The 14,840-nt window shown below is 60.0% G+C and carries 16 protein-coding genes and 1 pseudogene; 9 read left to right on the forward strand and 8 right to left on the reverse strand.

Annotation, left to right across the window (positions count from 1 at the left end):
• Window positions 1-110: 110 nt before the first annotated feature.
• Window positions 111-862 (reverse strand): IS5 family transposase gene (locus P1P91_RS05080; RefSeq protein WP_407650535.1). Its coding sequence is split into 2 segments (ribosomal slippage): window positions 111-527 and window positions 530-862, totalling 750 coding nucleotides; the frame shifts between segments, so codons are not numbered across the junction.
• A gap of 311 nt (window positions 863-1,173) precedes the next feature.
• Between P1P91_RS05080 and P1P91_RS05085 the strand changes: the two are divergent.
• Window positions 1,174-1,398 (forward strand): annotated as a pseudogene (locus tag P1P91_RS05085) (transposase); the annotation flags it as partial.
• A 28-nt stretch (window positions 1,399-1,426) separates the two neighbouring features.
• Here the strand turns inward: P1P91_RS05085 and P1P91_RS05090 are convergent.
• Entirely contained in the window at window positions 1,427-2,623 is a 1,197-nt protein-coding gene (locus P1P91_RS05090) for an IS4 family transposase (protein WP_311882096.1), read from the reverse strand.
• A gap of 97 nt (window positions 2,624-2,720) precedes the next feature.
• On the opposite strand from P1P91_RS05090, the gene P1P91_RS05095 reads away from it, so the two are divergent.
• From P1P91_RS05095 to P1P91_RS05110, 4 genes are all read left to right on the forward strand, one after another.
• On the forward strand, window positions 2,721-2,885 hold the full coding sequence (locus P1P91_RS05095; protein WP_311884973.1) for a hypothetical protein: 165 nt from the start codon (window positions 2,721-2,723) through the stop codon (window positions 2,883-2,885).
• A complete protein-coding gene (locus P1P91_RS05100) occupies window positions 2,861-3,268 on the forward strand; it encodes an IS5 family transposase (RefSeq protein ID WP_311884069.1) in 408 nt (135 codons plus the stop codon). Before P1P91_RS05095 ends, P1P91_RS05100 begins: the two co-directional genes overlap by 25 nt.
• A 99-nt stretch (window positions 3,269-3,367) precedes the next feature.
• The gene (locus P1P91_RS05105; protein ID WP_311884974.1) at window positions 3,368-4,684 is read left to right on the forward strand and encodes a sodium:solute symporter family protein; all 1,317 of its coding nucleotides are present in this window, start codon (window positions 3,368-3,370) and stop codon (window positions 4,682-4,684) included.
• Window positions 4,685-5,027: 343 nt separating this feature from the next.
• Window positions 5,028-5,735, forward strand: a complete 708-nt coding sequence (locus tag P1P91_RS05110; RefSeq protein WP_311884975.1) for a DUF3581 family protein — start codon at window positions 5,028-5,030, stop codon at window positions 5,733-5,735.
• Window positions 5,736-5,821: 86 nt separating this feature from the next.
• Here P1P91_RS05110 and P1P91_RS05115 read toward each other — a convergent pair whose 3' ends face one another.
• Window positions 5,822-6,571 (reverse strand): IS5 family transposase, encoded by a 750-nt coding sequence (locus P1P91_RS05115; protein WP_311881913.1) that lies wholly within the window; start codon window positions 6,569-6,571, stop codon window positions 5,822-5,824.
• A 154-nt stretch (window positions 6,572-6,725) separates the two neighbouring features.
• On the opposite strand from P1P91_RS05115, the gene P1P91_RS05120 reads away from it, so the two are divergent.
• Window positions 6,726-8,162, forward strand: coding sequence for an aspartate ammonia-lyase (locus tag P1P91_RS05120; RefSeq protein WP_311884977.1), 1,437 nt, complete (start codon window positions 6,726-6,728; stop codon window positions 8,160-8,162).
• Here the strand turns inward: P1P91_RS05120 and P1P91_RS05125 are convergent.
• The gene (locus tag P1P91_RS05125; protein WP_311884979.1) at window positions 8,159-8,632 is read right to left on the reverse strand and encodes a methylated-DNA--[protein]-cysteine S-methyltransferase; all 474 of its coding nucleotides are present in this window, start codon (window positions 8,630-8,632) and stop codon (window positions 8,159-8,161) included. The genes P1P91_RS05120 and P1P91_RS05125 overlap by 4 nt on opposite strands.
• Window positions 8,633-8,766: 134 nt before the next feature.
• On the opposite strand from P1P91_RS05125, the gene P1P91_RS05130 reads away from it, so the two are divergent.
• Window positions 8,767-9,951, forward strand: a complete 1,185-nt coding sequence (locus tag P1P91_RS05130; protein WP_311884980.1) for an alcohol dehydrogenase catalytic domain-containing protein — start codon at window positions 8,767-8,769, stop codon at window positions 9,949-9,951.
• Complete coding sequence (locus P1P91_RS05135) at window positions 9,948-11,006, forward strand: proline racemase family protein (RefSeq protein ID WP_311884981.1); 1,059 nt, start codon at window positions 9,948-9,950, stop codon at window positions 11,004-11,006. Before P1P91_RS05130 ends, P1P91_RS05135 begins: the two co-directional genes overlap by 4 nt.
• 34 nt (window positions 11,007-11,040) lie before the next feature.
• Here the strand turns inward: P1P91_RS05135 and arfB are convergent, their stop codons facing one another.
• The gene (gene arfB, locus P1P91_RS05140) at window positions 11,041-11,454 is read right to left on the reverse strand and encodes an alternative ribosome rescue aminoacyl-tRNA hydrolase ArfB (RefSeq protein ID WP_311884983.1); all 414 of its coding nucleotides are present in this window, start codon (window positions 11,452-11,454) and stop codon (window positions 11,041-11,043) included.
• A 147-nt stretch (window positions 11,455-11,601) separates the two neighbouring features.
• Between arfB and P1P91_RS05145 the strand changes: the two genes are divergently transcribed.
• Window positions 11,602-12,231 carry an SDR family oxidoreductase gene (locus tag P1P91_RS05145; RefSeq protein WP_311884984.1) on the forward strand — a complete coding sequence of 210 codons (630 nt, stop codon included), beginning with the start codon at window positions 11,602-11,604 and terminating at the stop codon, window positions 12,229-12,231.
• Between the two features lie 11 nt (window positions 12,232-12,242).
• Here P1P91_RS05145 and P1P91_RS05150 read toward each other — a convergent pair whose 3' ends face one another.
• The 3 genes from P1P91_RS05150 to P1P91_RS05160 form a co-directional block, all read right to left on the reverse strand.
• Entirely contained in the window at window positions 12,243-13,016 is a 774-nt protein-coding gene (locus P1P91_RS05150; RefSeq protein ID WP_311884985.1) for a DUF1499 domain-containing protein, read from the reverse strand.
• Between the two features lie 117 nt (window positions 13,017-13,133).
• Window positions 13,134-14,111 carry a bile acid:sodium symporter family protein gene (locus P1P91_RS05155; protein WP_311884986.1) on the reverse strand — a complete coding sequence of 326 codons (978 nt, stop codon included), beginning with the start codon at window positions 14,109-14,111 and terminating at the stop codon, window positions 13,134-13,136.
• A gap of 38 nt (window positions 14,112-14,149) precedes the next feature.
• Window positions 14,150-14,827 (reverse strand): FadR/GntR family transcriptional regulator, encoded by a 678-nt coding sequence (locus tag P1P91_RS05160; RefSeq protein WP_311884988.1) that lies wholly within the window; start codon window positions 14,825-14,827, stop codon window positions 14,150-14,152.
• Between the last annotated feature and the right edge of the window lie 13 nt (window positions 14,828-14,840).

Genomic DNA, 14,840 nt, shown 5'->3' on the forward strand with positions numbered 1-14,840 from the left:
AAACCCTGACCAACGGAGTTTTCTATCATGACACCCAGCCTTTTCAATACCATTGCTCTGCCCGTAGGGACCGTGCGTTATAGCCAGGGAGCTCTAGGGGGCGTTAACAATTAGGCCAGCCATATGGCGGCTGACACGAGGCAGAGGAGTGACTGGTAGTTTCTTGCCAGTCGCTCATAGCGTGTAGATAACCGCCGGAACTTCTTGATTTTCTGAAAGAACCTCTCCACCAGATTGCGATCTTGGTAACAGTGCCAGTCTACTTCAATGCGCGCCAAACGATTCTTTTTCGGAGGAATCACCGGCTCGGCACCTGCGGCCTGAATCATGTCCCGCAGAGCAGTGGAGTCATACCCCTTGTCGCCCAGCACTGCTTGCGGGGAAAAACCTTCCAGTAGAGCGGGAGCAGCACCATACTCCGACGCCTGGCCCGGTGTGAGAACCAATCGTACTGGGTTACCTAACGCATCGACTGCGGCATGAATTTTGGTGCTCAATCCGCCTCGAGATTTGCCCATGGCTTCGACGTCTTGCGTGTTTTTTTTGACGCTCCATGCTGGTGCACCCTGACGATGCTACCGTCGATCATCAGCTGCTCTAGATCGGGATCGTCGGCTACTGTGTCAAAAATACGCTGCCAAACGCCCTTTCGTGACCAACGGTTATACCGCATGTAGACGGTGTGCCAGCGCCCAAAAGATTCGGGAAGATCACGCCACGGGGCGCCGGTCCGAGCGATCCAGAGCACGGCTTCCACGAACAGGCGATTGTCCTTGGCAGTTACCCCACAGTCTGAGGCTTTGCCGGGGAGCAGGTGCTCGATTCGCTCCCACTGATCATCGCGTAACTTCAACCGACTCATGGCCCACCAAAATCTATGAATACTAAATCAGTTTAAACGAAACTAATGATTGTTAACACACCCTAGGTATCTCTCGGCCAGACTGCCGTGACGCGCGAGTGACTTTCGTACTGCCATAGACGAGGCTTTCCGCTATCTCGTATATGGTGTCTGGTATTTGTCTTTATTGAATAAGATTGAGAGATGGTAAAATGGAATCCTGGACTTTTGTTGCCTTTGGTATCAGCTCTTTTCTGACGTTGACCCTAGGGTGTGTTAACAATCATTAGTTTCGTTTAAACTGATTTAGTATTCATAGATTTTGGTGGGCCATGAGTCGGTTGAAGTTACGCGATGATCAGTGGGAGCGAATCGAGCACCTGCTCCCCGGCAAAGCCTCAGACTGTGGGGTAACTGCCAAGGACAATCGCCTGTTCGTGGAAGCCGTGCTCTGGATCGCTCGGACCGGCGCCCCGTGGCGTGATCTTCCCGAATCTTTTGGGCGCTGGCACACCGTCTACATGCGGTATAACCGTTGGTCACGAAAGGGCGTTTGGCAGCTGACGAATCCCCACGAATATGTTGCTACTCGCCGCATAGGCTCTGCTCCCTGACTTCCTCGCGAAGTCGTGCTCGGAGGGTTGTCCAAGCAGGCCAAGGCACGGCGTCGGGTTGATGACGACGAAGACATTCCAAGCCCAGGCGCCACACGGAAAGCACGCTCCGGTGCCGGATACTGTTGCTCTGATAGCGCCGCTGTTGCCCCCGGGCTCGGACATCCAGGCCGGCCACCATCATGGCCACGTTCGCCAACATGGCGATCAGCAGCAGGACCTCGATGCGCTTGCCCTGGCGAGACTGATGCATGCCGAAGCCCAGCCCGAACAAGGGACTTTTGACATCGCGGAACCCTTCCTCAATCTGCATGCGCTGTCGGTAGATCGTTACCACTTTATTCGCCAGCGTTGAGCGGTCCGGCAGATTGCTGACCAGCACCCAGGGCTCCTGCTGACGCCGGGCGATCGTCCGGCTGCCGCCGTCCCGAGAGATCCGGCCTTGTTTATTGCGATGCTTACGTCCCCGTGGCGGTCGATAATAGAGCACCATCTGAGCGCGGAACGGATGGTTTTCGGCGATCCGGACGGAGCCCCACGCCTGCGGTTCCGATGTCGCGTGTTGAAACAGGGTCTTCACGGGTTGCCATGCTTCGCCTGACGCCTGGTAACGGGCGGGCTGACGGACCCGTCCAACGATATACCAGCCGCGCGCTTCAACGGCCCGAAACCACGGGTTACGAAAGCCGGCATCGGTCACCAGGATCGGCGTGGCCTTGTCGGGCAGGATCCTTGCCAGCGCATCCAGCAGATAGGCTTCACAGTATGGGCATCCTTCCTTGTGATGAACCTTCTCGAAGATGGGCAGCGATCGCCCGGCGAAGGGCACCGCCGCACGCAGCAGGAAATGCCTGCCGCGGTCATCAATCGGCGACCAGTCCACCAGAATCAGTGGGCGCGTTGTATGGCCGATCAGCAGCGAGGCCATGAGCCAATAGAACAGCGGTCGTTCCTGATGAAGGTGAGGGTTGCCTAATAGTCGATCGACTCGTTTGATGGCGTGCTTGGCATCCGTCGAGCTCGGCAACGCACGGCCAATGGCCGTTAATCCCAGACGTCGCTCGCCCAGCAGAGCGCCAACGGTATCGAGGACGGTCTGTAGCCGCTTGGCATGGATCACGGAGAGTGAAGACGTCAGCAAGTTATGCAAGAATCGAGGGGCCTGCATGGGTCTCCTTCGCATGTTGTTGTGTGTCGTAACTCACAACATGCATGACTCATGCAGGCTTTTTCAATCCTATCATGCTGATTTTATTACCCATTTCATGGGGATTCCTCAGGTTTGGCAGCGTATTTTTGACACAGTAGCCGACGATCCCGATCTAGAGCAGCTGATGATCGACGGTAGCATCGTCAGGGTGCACCAGCATGGAGCGTCAAAAAAAACACGCAAGACGTCGAAGCCATGGGCAAATCTCGAGGCGGATTGAGCACCAAAATTCATGCCGCAGTCGATGCGTTAGGTAACCCAGTACGATTGGTTCTCACACCGGGCCAGGCGTCGGAGTATGGTGCTGCTCCCGCTCTACTGGAAGGTTTTTCCCCGCAAGCAGTGCTGGGCGACAAGGGGTATGACTCCACTGCTCTGCGGGACATGATTCAGGCCGCAGGTGCCGAGCCGGTGATTCCTCCGAAAAAGAATCGTTTGGCGCGCATTGAAGTAGACTGGCACTGTTACCAAGATCGCAATCTGGTGGAGAGGTTCTTTCAGAAAATCAAGAAGTTCCGGCGGTTATCTACACGCTATGAGCGACTGGCAAGAAACTACCAGTCACTCCTCTGCCTCGTGTCAGCCGCCATATGGCTGGCCTAATTGTTAACGCCCCCTAGCTTTAACCGCTTTGGTTTTTTCTAAAATAAGATAAAGCTATTTTATCGAGCATAAAATTAAAAAGATAAAGAGGCCCTCCTGATGTTTAACTGGTTTTTATTAATATTTTCCGCTGCGGTTCTGATCGGCTTATCACTTTACTCTATGCGTGCAGCAGGGGATAAGGATGAGTCAGGTTTTCTCGTCGCCAATAACTCCCTGGGGCCTTTTGTGGCTGCCGCCACGTTAGTAGCTACTGGCTACAGCGGTTTTGTCTTTATTGGCTCTCCCGGAGTGGCCTATGAGTATGGTTCTCTTGAGCTTTTTTCGAACACTTTTTATTCGACTGCCTTTCTGATTGCCACGCTTTTCTTTGCCAATATATTAAGACGCAAAGCATCAACATTGGGTAGTCGCACCATTCCTGAATATATCGCTCAGATCCACTCGGGTGGCTCGGCAGGTCGCTGGCTGCAAGGTATCGTAGCGCTGATCATGGTGCTTTTATTAGGCGTATTTCTGGTATCGCAGATCAAAGCGATCGGCTTGCTGGTATCCGGTTGGTTAGGGGTATCTCCAACGACAGGCTCTCTCCTTATTACGCTTCTGGTTATTGGCTACACGATGTTTGGCGGTCTGCGTGCGGTTGCCTGGACCGATGCCGCCATGATTGTGGGTATGTCGATAGGTTCCTGCGTCATTGCCTATGTGGTTTTTGTTCAGGTAGGGCTCGGTGAACTGATTGGGCGCCTTGACGCTATAGATCCGACCATTGCTAATCCGAAGACGGGTGCGCCTTATGGCGACAGCCCGTCAGCTGCGCTTCTACTGCTACCCTATGCATTTTTGTGGGCAGTTGCCTTGCCTTTCATGTCGGTACGCTTTCTAGCTATCAAGCAGGGCGTAAGCATGGCTCATGTGGGTATCTGGGTGGCGATTCTTGGTGCGCTGCTCAATTTCACGCCGCTGGCGGGCCTCTACGCCAAGGCTTATTTTCCTGACTTAGCCTCTCCTGATCTGGCTATGCCAACTTTTCTTGAGCACGGTGTCAACCCATTAATTTCCAGCTTTATTACCCTGTTTATTCCCTTCGCCATGAAGTCGACGGCTAATTCCCTGATGCATACCGTGTCGACAGCGCTATCGTATGACCTGCGCTCAGCATTGGGGAAAGACAGGGGCTTTATAACTTCAATGACCTTTAACCGGCTGATGGTGTTAATCGTCGGCATTTGCGGATTCGTTGGCATGGCTTATTTGCCGCCCGTCATGATTTTATGGCTGGGCATTCTCGGCAACGGCACTTTGATGGCAGCGCTGTTTGGCGTGACCTTCTGCTCCACTTTTTGGCAGGGTAGCAGTATGGGCGCTCTCACATCGATTGCCGTCGGTTTTGCACTAGCGCTTACCTGCTTTTAGGGACTGACTTAGGATGGGTGCAAGGACCACTTTACGGCTGCGTGGCTTCAGCCATCATCTATATCGGGGTTAGCCTGGTGACTCGCCGTACAGCCGTGCCTGCTGAAGCCTAGCTATAAAGCTTGCTCAACCAGGTAGGTGTTAACTTTTGAACCTGTGTGATGTAGGTTCTCGGGCGCTTCCTAGCGTGAATGGCTGCCTTAATACGTTTGCGGAGCGCCCGGCAATGAGGTTTAGCCTAACCTGAAAGCGAAATTTTATGCGCCAGCCGGCCGTTTTATGGCATGATGCGCGACGTTCAAGAGGGGCTTTCAACAACAACGTTAGGCAGGCAGTTAACGCCATGTTCAAGGATTTTTACACCCAGCACGGCGATACCGTGATCATCTCCGCCGAGCAGGCCAGCCGCTTTGCCAAGGGCGTGGCCGGTGACTATAACCCGATCCACAATCCCGATGCGCGGCGTTTCTGCGTGCCCGGTGACCTACTGTTTGCTCTGGTGCTCGAACGCTTCGGGCTGTCCCAGCACATGGAGTTCTATTTTCTCAGCATGGTCGGCGCGGATACGCCGCTCATGTTCAGTCAGGCGGCCAGCGGCGATATCCACGTGGTCGACGAGGCCGGCAAGCGCTACCTGGAGGTGGTTCGCAGCGGCGCGACGACGTTCGACGGTACCGCCGTGGATGCCTTTACCCGCTGCTACGTGGCGTTTTCGGGGAAAAACTTCCCGCACTACTTGAAGCCGCTGATGGAGGCCCACGGGGTGATGTTCAATCCCAAGCGCCCGCTGGTGATTTACCACAGCATGAGCTTTACCCTGGAGCGGCTTGACGGCTTTGCGCCGGATCTGGCGCTGTCGCGCTCTTCGCTCGAGGTTCAGGGCAAGCGTGCCGATGCGCTGCTCGAATTTGCCATCGAGTCCGCCGGCAAGCCGGTGGGAGTCGGCTCCAAAAAGCTGGTGGTCAGCGGCCTGTGCGACTACGACGCCGGCGAAATGGATGCCATTGTCGACGAGTTCTACCGGCTCAAGGCGGCTTGGGAGACGGCGTAGCGCCTGCCAGCCATTATGCACGATGTGAATACCCTATAAGTTAAATGGCTAAGCGGGCTGGCGCTGTGCTAGGGCCTGTTGACGTTTCACATTGGTAGCCATAAAAAGCCGCATGCCAAGGCCACCATGCTTTCGTAATTTCGTTTGAGCTTATCGTAGCGCGTCGCAATGGCGCGATACGGTTTCAATCGAGCAAAGGCATTCTCAACCAGATGCCGGTAGCGATATAACCCTCTGTCCAGATTGGCATTTCCTTTTTTCGAGTTACGCCTGCGTGGAATGACGGCAGCCATTCCTTTGGCTTCGACCTGCTCACGGATACGTTCACTGTCATAGCCTTTGTCAGCCACCAGCGCGTCACCTGCCGGCAAACCGTCAATCAATGCCTGGGCTTCCGTGCTGTCGTGCACTTCACCCCCGGTTATTCTGAAGGCGATCGGCAACCCATAAGCATCCACGGCCAAGTGGATCTTGCTGGTATTGCCTGCACGACTTTTGCCAATGGCTTCTGCATCTTCCGTGGCAGCCCCAGTGCTATCTTGGTGAGCCTTGACGTAGGAACCATCAATAAATAGCCACTCGACATCAGGATCTTCCACCAGAGAGATGAAAATCCTCATCAGCTTTCCACTCGCTGACCAGGCGTTGAAGCGCTTGTAGACCGTGTTCCAGGGGCCAAACGCCTCCGGTAGGTCCCGCCACGGGCAGCCGGTTCGCATCCGATAAAGGATGCCTTCCACCGTGGTACGCAGATCGGTCTTGTCATAAATACCTTGTTGAAGCAGGATAGATTTCAGCTTCGGCCAGTGTTCATCCGTGAGCATTTGTCGGGGCATGGCAGGCTTGCAGTTTGTTGGCTTAGGAACCTTTATTCTGTGAGCTTGCCCCTATCCTGCCAATACCCCTGCCATGAAACGTCAACAGACCCTAGGGTTTCTGCCTTGCTTTTTCACCTGTCAACCTAACGGTAAACAATAATAGCCCTTGCTTATGACGACATCAGAGAGTTTTTCTGTAAAAAACGGCGCCACTCGGGAAGAGAAGGATCTGCTGGGCCACCTGAACGTGCCCGCCGATGCCTATTACGGTATCCAGACCCTGCGCGCGGTGAACAACTTCCATCTGAGCGGCGTGCCGCTATCGCATCACCCTCAGCTGATCGTCTCCCTGGCCATGGTCAAAAAGGCGGCCGCAGACGCCAACCATCAGCTGGGCGAGCTCGAAACCCGGCGCTTCGAAGCCATTGAGCACGCCTGTCAGCGCCTCATTGACGGCGAGCACCACGACCAGTTCGTGGTCGACATGATTCAGGGCGGCGCCGGCACCTCGACCAACATGAACGCCAACGAGGTGATCGCCAACCTGGGCCTTGAGTATCTGGGGCACGCCAAGGGCGACTACCAGCATCTGCATCCCAACAACGACATCAACATGGCGCAGTCGACCAACGATGCCTATCCCACGGCGATCCGCCTGGGGCTGCTGCTGGGCCATGACGACCTGCTGGAAAGCCTGTCGCATCTGTGCGAGTCGTTTTCCCGCAAGGGCGACGAGTTCGGCGATATCCTCAAGATGGGGCGCACCCAGCTACAGGACGCGGTGCCCATGACCCTGGGCCAGGAATTTCGCGCCTTTGCCACAACGCTGGGCGAAGATCATCGCCTTCTGGCAAAGCGCGTGCCGGAGCTACTGCACGAGGTGAACCTTGGCGGTACCGCCATTGGCACCGGTATCAACACCGACGCGCGCTACCAGAAGCTCGCGGTAGAGCGCCTGGCGGCCATCAGCGAGCATGAGCTGTCCCCGGCCCACGACCTTATTGAAGCCACCTCGGACATGGGCGACTTCGTGATGTTTTCGGGCATGCTCAAGCGCCTGGCGGTCAAGCTATCGAAGGTCTGTAACGATCTGCGCCTGCTCTCCAGCGGGCCGCGTGCCGGCTTCAACGAAATCAACCTGCCGGCCCGCCAGCCGGGAAGCTCGATCATGCCTGGCAAGGTCAACCCGGTGATCCCCGAAGCCGTCAACCAGGTGGCGTTCGAGGTCATCGGAAACGATCTGTCGCTGAGCCTGGCGGCGGAAGGCGGCCAGCTCCAGCTCAACGTCATGGAGCCGCTGATCGTCTACAAGATCTTTGATTCCATTCGCCTGCTGACCCGGGCCATGGACATGCTGCGCGAGCTGTGCGTGGACGGCATTACCGCCAACGAGGCCCACTGCCGCGAGCTGGTCGAGCGCTCCATTGGCCTGGTGACGGCGCTTAACCCGCACATTGGCTACGAGCACGCCACTCGCATTGCCCAGAAGGCGCTGGCAACCGGCCGCGGCGTGCTCGAGCTGGTCCAGGAAGAAAACCTGTTGGACGAAGACACCCTGGCCGAGGCGCTGCGTCCGGAGAACATGGTGATGCCCCGCCAGGTTTTCTAGCGTGTGGCGTGGCGGGCTTCGTGGGCAAGCAGCCACTTCTTGCGCGCAAGCCCGCCGGAATAGCCGGTGAGCCGGCCGTCGGCGCCCACCACCCGGTGGCAGGGCACCACAATAGCCAGCGGATTTTTGCCGTTGGCCATACCCACCGCTCGAGACGCGGTGGGCTTGTCAAGCGCAGCGGCAATCTCGCCGTAATTTCGCGTTTCGCCGTAGGGAATCTCCCTGAGCGCCTGCCATACTGCCTGCTGAAACGCCGTGCCTTCCGCGGCCAGCGGCAGATCGAACGCCGTGCGCGTGCCGGCAAAGTATTGTGCCAGCTGTTCCTTGCAGCGCTCGAGAATCGGGTGTTCGCGCCTGGTGCCCAAAAGCCCCCGAGAAAAATCCACCGCGGTCAGTCCGTCCTCGCTTGCGGTCAGCGTCAGCCATCCCAGTGGCGAGTCCGCCGGCGGTTCGAAATAGTCCAGATACATGCCCCGGCTCTCCCGGCTTTAGTCAAAACGTAACTTTGGTATCGTGATAGCTGAGCTGCCCCTGGGGCAGCCATCCATCGCGGATGGCTGTCAGTATAGCGGCTGCCATCCTCGTCCTGCCAAAGGAGTTTGCCATGCATCGTTCCGCCATGCCCAACGCTCTGCCCGAGACCATGGCCGCGATGTCCCTGACCGGACACGGCGGCGTGGAAAAGCTGGTTTACCGTCAAGACGTGCCGGTGCCGTCTCCGGGGCCAGGCGAAGTGCTGGTTCAGGTGACCGCAACGGCCAAGAACAACACCGATCGCAAGGCTCGGGAAGGGCTTTATCCCACCGAGGACAAGGCTGACGTAACCTCCTTTGCCATGGGCGGCGAGGCCACGCTGACCTTTCCGCGTATCCAGGGGGCAGACGTGGTGGGACGCGTTGCCGCCGTGGGCGAAGGCGTGGAGGATTCGCGCATCGGCGAGCGCGGCCTTTTGGACTTCAACCTCTATCCGAACGCGTGCCGCCATCTGAACCTGACCCCGGACTACTACGGCCACGGCGCCGACGGCGGCTTTGCCGAATACGTGGCCGTGCCCGCCGACCAGTTTCACGCCGTGAACAACCCCGAGCTTGCCGACGCCGAGCTTGCCGCCTTGGGAATGTGCTCCTACCAGACCGCCTACCACATGCTCACCGCCTCCGAGGTGAGCGCCGGCGAGCGCGTGCTGGTCACCGGCGCCAGCGGCGGGGTGGGCACCGCGCTGATTCAGCTGTGCCGCATTATCGGCGCCGTACCCTACGCCGTGAGCACGCCCGCCAAGGCCGACGACCTTCAGGCGCTGGGGGCCGAGGCGGTGATCGACCGTCACGACCTGCCAACTTTCGTCGAGCGGGTGCTTGAAGTCACCGACGGCGCGCCCGTTGATGCGGTGATGGATCTGGTCGGCGGCGAGATGACCACGCTGTTCATCGACACCATGATCCAGAACATGGCGCGCCGAGAGACCTATCCGCGGCTCTCCATTGCCGGGGCCAGCGGCGGCAACGTCAGCGAAATCCTGTGGACGCGGATTTATCTCTACCAGGTGCGCATCAGCGGCGTCTCCCACGGCACCCGCGCTGAGGCCGAGCAGCTAATCGGCTGGATTCGTGAGGGGCAGCTCAAGCCCGTTCTCCACGGCGCGTTTCGGCTCTCGGCGCTTCACGAGGCCGAGCATTACTTTGTCAATCGCGGCAGCGGCTTTCTGGGCAAGATCGTCATCGTGCCCGACAGCCAGTGGGAAACTCACGGCGCGCCGTTTGCCCTGGATCACAAGGAAAGCGGTTCATGAATCGTCCCCATCAGTTTCAGCTAATGGATACCCATGCCGGCGGCGACGTCAGCCGTATCGTCACCGGGGGCATCGATCTTCTGCCCGGAAGCAGCGTGCGCGAACAGATGGAATACCTGCGCGACAGCGCCGACGGCCTGCGCGAGCTTTTGCTCTTTGAGCCCTACGGCATTCCGGAAATGTCGGTGGATCTGCTGGTGCCGGCCACGGACCCGGCCGCCGCCGCGGGCTACATCATCATGGAGGTCATGGGCTACCCGATCTATTCCGGTTCCAACACCCTGTGCGCTGCCACGGCGGTATTGGAAGCCGGCATTGTGCCCAAAAAGGAGGGGCTCTCGCGGTTCAAGCTGGAAGCGCCGGCAGGCCTGGTGCAGATCGAAGCCCGGGTGCACAACGATATAGTCGAATCGGTGACCTGTGAGGGCCTGCCAAGCTATATCGACACCTACCGGGCCACCGTCAACGTGCCGGATCTAGGGGCGGTGGTCTATACGGTAGCTTACAGCGGCGGGTTTTATGCGCTCATCGACGCCCGGGACCTTGGCTTCAACCTGGTGCGCGACGAAGAGCGAGCGCTGGCCGACTGCGCCTATAAAATTGTCGAGGCGATTCAGGCCGAGCGCGGCTTTTCCCACTACACTCTGGGCGACGTGGGGCCGCTGCCGTTTCTTCACTTCATGGGGCCCGAAGAGCACGTAGGAGAAGGCTACTACCGCTCACGCTCGGCCACCTATGTGCACCCGGGGGTGATCTGCCGCAGCACCACCGGCACCGGCACGTCCGCCCGGCTGGCGCTGATGCACTACGAAGGCCGACTTCAGGCCGGCGACCGGCTGGAAACCATTTCCCTGCGCGAAACCGGCTTTATCGGTACCGTTACCGGCATCCGTCAGGAAGACCAACTTCAGGTGGTGGATAACACCATCACCGGGCGCAGCTATGTGCTGGCCCACTCCGACGTAGTGATCAACTGCGACGACCCGCTGGTGGGGTGCGACGGGCTGCATCATATTCTCAGCGACCGCGACACTTCATTGCCGGATAACGCCTGACGCCAAGACCGGCGCCTGTTTTCATGGCTTGGAGCTATAGCTTGACCCTGCCGCGAAGCGCCTTGGTCTGGCCGCGGCGGGTCTTGTTGTCCAGCCGCCTGCGCCTGGCGCTGCGGCTGGGGCGCGTGGGGCGGCGCTTTTTCTGCTCCACCGCTGCGCTTTTGATCAGCGCTTTCAGCCGCGCCAGGGCGTCTTCCCTGTTCCGCTCCAGGGTGCGGTGTTTTTGTGCCTTGATCACGATCACGCCGTCTCGGGTGATGCGCTGGTCGGCGAGCGTCAAAAGCCGCTCCTTGTAAAAGGTCGGCAGCGTCGAGCGGTGAATATCAAAGCGCAGGTGTACCGCCGAGGCTACCTTGTTGACGTTCTGCCCGCCGGGGCCCTGGGCGCGCACCTGCTCGATGTGGATTTCTCGGTCGGCCAGCGTCACGTTGTTGGATATTCGTAGCATGCCACCTCCCATCAGATTGCCGGGCGACCATACGATAGCTGTTTGCCAGGCGCCTGTCCGGTTGACACCCGTGCCGTTCAGCCTCACCTTTGATCAGTGGCAGCGGCTGATGCGGGCCGTGTGCCGGACCATGCCACAGGAGGCAACATGACGACACTGGTAATTGGGGCCAACGGCCAGATCGGCAAGCAGTTTTGCGAACATGCCCACGAGGCAGGCGAGCCGATCAGAGCAATGATTCGTCACGAAGACCAGGCCGACTGGTTCGCCGGACGCGGTATCGAGACGGTCGTGGCTGACCTGGAAGATGACTTTGCCCACGCCCTTGACGGCTGCGACCAGGTGGTATTCACCGCCGGCTCCGGCCCCGATACGGGGCCGGACAAGACGCTGCTGATTGATCTTTACGGGGCTATTCGCGCGGTGGATATTGCCGCGGAAAAGGGTCTTGAGCGCTTTCTCATGGTCAGCGCCATGCGCGCCGAAGACCCCATGACCGCGCCGGAAAAGCTGCGTCCCTACATGGCCGCCAAGTTTGCTGCCGATTCTCATCTGCGCCGGAGTGCGCTGCCTTACGTCATCCTCAAGCCCGGCCGGCTCACCGACGAGGCGGCCACCGAACGCTTTGCCGAAGGCGTCGACGAAGCCGGCGACAACCGGATTTCCCGGGCCAACGTGGCGCTGGCGCTGGTTCATGCGGTGCAGGACAAGGCGCTGCAAAACGCCGAATTCACCCTGCTCGACGGCGAGCGCGGTATCGCCGACGTCATGGTGTGATCAGCGCCTGATCAGCCCTTCCCCAGCCGCGCCTCGAGCGACTCGAGAAAGTCGTGCACGCGCGCGGCGTTGGTGCCCACGTCGCTTTTGCCCAGCCGCGAGGCCGAACGCATGTCCACCCGGGTGGCGTCGTCTTCTTCGCTCAGCCGCACCACGACGTCATCCTTGAAGCCGAACCAGCGCGTGGTGGCCGTGGCCTCGATGCGCCGGGCGCCGACGTCGGCGATCTGCCAGCCGGCGTCCTGCATTTCCGCCTGGGCCGCGGCGAGCACCGTCTTGAGCGGCGCGTCGAGCTCAAGCGGCTGAACCTCGGGATAGGCGGCGCGCTGCTGCTCGGCGGTGCTCTCGCCGGGATAGTCCACCTCGTTGGGCGCTTCTTTCCGGGCCTCGGCGACCGCCTCGAAGGCCGGCGGGTTATCCATGTCGGTGGTAATGTCGTGAATTGCCGGCACCGCCTGGGCGCGCTGCCAGTGCTGCCAGGGCACGTACAAAAGAGCGACGGCGGCGGCCATGACCAGCACCGCGGTAAAGCCCGAGCCGAAGCGGCGCTTGAGCGCAGCGGTAATCAGCGTCACAAGTCCCAGCGCGGCGGCGGCCACGGCGGCGTAGGTGGCGTAGCGCAAAAGGCTGAAGGCGTTGCCCAGTGCCAGCACTTCCATGCGGTAGGCAGGCCCTGCCGCGGCGATCAGCACCGCTGATGCCAGCAGCAGAATCACGCTCAGCCAGGCCAGCCGACGCGGCCAGCGGCTTTTGGCAGGGCGATCAATAATCGGTTGGTGGGCCATGGTGACTCCCGGTTATTGGATAAACGCTTGTATCGTGCAGATGGTAGCTGTGCATAGCTTGGCATCTGACTGCCGTAATTGCACGCCCGAGCGGGCTATGTGGCTGGTATGGCATCACTATTCGCTAACACTCGCCGCCTGGATGCGGCCCTCGTAGCGCCGGGCGAGAAAGGCGCCGACCAGAATCTGGATCTGGTTGTAGCACATGATCGGCAGCACGATCATGCCGAATCCCGGGTTGCCGGCGAACAGCACCTTGGCCATGGGAAGCCCCGAGGCCAGGCTTTTCTTCGAGCCGCAGAACACCACCGCGGCCTCGTCGGCCAGGGTGAAGCCAAAGCGCCGGGAGGCCACCTGGGCGATGACGATCACTACCGCCAGCAGCAGGCCGCACAGGAGGATAGCGGCAAGGATCGCCAGCAGCGGCAGTTTCTGCCACAGCCCGTCGGCCACGGACTGGGAAAAAGCGGTATAGACGATGAGCAGGATCACGCCCTGGTCGTAGCGTCCGGTCAGCGACCGATGGCGGTTGAGAAATCCGCCGATCAGCGGGCGCACGGCCTGGCCGGCGGCGAAGGGCAGCAGCAGCTGCAAAAAGATGTCGCGCAGCGCCTCGCCCACCGCAAAGCTTCCCCCGGACGAGCTCACCAGCAGGATCAGCAGGAAAGGTGTGAGCATCATGCCGAAGACGTTGGACGCCGCGGCGCTGCAGATCGCCGCGGGGACGTTGCCCCTGGCCATGGCGGTAAAGGCAATGGACGACGAGACCGCCGAGGGCAGCACGCCCAGGTACAGAAAGCCTACCGCCAGGTCGTCGGGGATCAGTTCCGGGGCCAGCAGCGTGGTCGGCACCACCAGCAGCGGAAAGACGATAAAGGTAAGCGTGGCAATCACCAGGTGCAGCCGCCAGTGCATGGCGCCGTCGAGGACTTCGTTCCGGGACAGCGCCGCGCCGTGGAGGAAGAACAGCATGGCCACGGCAAACACCCCGGCGTGGTCGAGCCAGCCGTCCAGCGGCGGCCGGGCGGGGAAAAACGAGGCGACGGCGATGGTAGCCAGCAATATCAGCGTAAAGGGATCAAGACGGGCGCGCATGGGGGCTCCTTGTGTCGGGCTTTGCCACCCTGGGTTGCTCAGGAAGTGTCGCTCAGGGCGCTGAGGCTGGGTGCCAGCATGGTTCGGGCAATGTGCTCGGCAGCGTCGGCGCGGCCGGCTTCGATGGCCTCGAGCAGCGCCACGTGCTCGGCGTGGCTGGGCTCGGGCAGATGGCGGTTGCGCTCGGTCTGCTCGATGGTGTGCCCGACAGAGCAGGCGAAGTATTCGTAGAGCGTGGCCAGGGCGGCGTTGTGCGTGGCCCGGACCACGGCCAGGTGAAAGCGCTGGTCGTGTGTGATGCGCGCGTCGATATGCCTGCCGGCGGCTTCGCGGGCGTTGAGGGCCTCGCGCATAACGGCGAGATCCTCGTCGCTGCGGCGCAGAGCGGCCAGCCGGGCGGCCTCGGCTTCCAGCGTCTGGCGGACTTCCAGCTGGTCGCGTAGCCGGGCGCGCTCGACCTCGCGCAGGGTATCGCCGGCGCCGCGCAGGGCCCGTACAAAGGTGCCCGCGCCCTGGCGGGTTTCCAGCACGCCGGTATGGCACAGTACCCGCACCGCCTCGCGGACGGTGTTGCGGCTGACGCCAAAATCCTCGGCCAGGGCGGCCTCAACCGGCAGGCGTTCGCCCACCGCCCAGCGGCCCTGCTGGAGCGCCGACTTGAGGTGGGCAATGACGTCATCCACCAGCGAAGGCCGGTGGCGGCGAGATTGAGCCATGATGAGTACCTTG

It is taken from the genome of Halomonas piscis, assembly GCF_031886125.1.
Classification (GTDB): domain Bacteria; phylum Pseudomonadota; class Gammaproteobacteria; order Pseudomonadales; family Halomonadaceae; genus Vreelandella; species Vreelandella piscis.